The 996-nt window shown below is 44.2% G+C and carries 3 rRNA genes; all 3 read left to right on the top strand.

The window, feature by feature from the left end:
- Positions 1 to 115, top strand: a 23S ribosomal RNA gene (locus tag L4D20_RS24225); the annotation flags it as partial.
- Between the two features lie 97 nt (positions 116 to 212).
- Positions 213 to 328: ribosomal RNA gene (gene rrf / locus L4D20_RS24220) — 5S ribosomal RNA — on the top strand.
- A gap of 391 nt (positions 329 to 719) precedes the next feature.
- A 16S ribosomal RNA gene (locus L4D20_RS24215) occupies positions 720 to 996 on the top strand; the annotation flags it as partial.

Here is a 996-nt window from a genome sequence, read left to right as displayed (position 1 = left end):
TGGCACTTTAAGTGCCCTTAAGGGTTGTTCAAGACTAGAACGTTGATAGGCAGGGTGTGTAAGTGCTGTGAGGCATTGAGCTAACCTGTACTAATTGCCCGTGAGGCTTAACCATACAACACCCAAGGGGTTTTGATTGGACTCAAAGCAAGAACATATTTGAATGTGTAGACAGAACTTTTATTAATCAGTTTTCCGAATTTTAGAATTTGCTTGGCGACCATAGCGTTGCGGACCCACCTGATCCCATGCCGAACTCAGAAGTGAAACGCAGTAGCGCCGATGGTAGTGTGGGGTTTCCCCATGTGAGAGTAGGACATCGCCAGGCTTTAAATTCGACTTGTCTCGATGAGACGAGTCACCATAGAGTTTTAAGTGAATAACTTAGAAGTTTATGTTGACTTTCAAAGTGGAAAGCGTATTATACGCCTCCTGCTTAGGTGCTAACGCATTGAAAGCAAAGCTCTTTAACAATTTAAACCTATCAATCTGTGTGGGCACTCGTTGATGAAAATCCAAAATGTTTTACTTAGGTAAAACAGTTTCTTCGGAAACACTTGGGCTTCAATGAACTGAGTGACCAATACGAATAACTTCGGTTATTTGGCACAGTCAATTCATTATCTTTCTGTTGGAAAGGTAATAGCTTTAAAGTTACATCTTCATGTTTACATGAAGATTAGTTTTGAAGTCAGTATTCATTGAGCCGACAAAATCTTAAATTGAAGAGTTTGATCATGGCTCAGATTGAACGCTGGCGGCAGGCCTAACACATGCAAGTCGAGCGGAAACGAGAAGTAGCTTGCTACTTCGGCGTCGAGCGGCGGACGGGTGAGTAATGCCTAGGAAGTTGCCCAGTAGAGGGGGATAACCATTGGAAACGATGGCTAATACCGCATATTCTCTTTGGAGCAAAGCAGGGGACCTTCGGGCCTTGCGCTATTGGATACGCCTAGGTGCTGTCTCTTATACACATCTGACGCTGCCGACGACCCC

Origin of the sequence: Vibrio kyushuensis, from assembly GCF_050337325.1 — a bacterium.
GTDB classification, from domain to species: domain Bacteria; phylum Pseudomonadota; class Gammaproteobacteria; order Enterobacterales; family Vibrionaceae; genus Vibrio; species Vibrio kyushuensis.
Note: the sequence above shows the minus strand (reverse complement) of the source record. Positions and strands in the feature narration are given on the sequence as shown.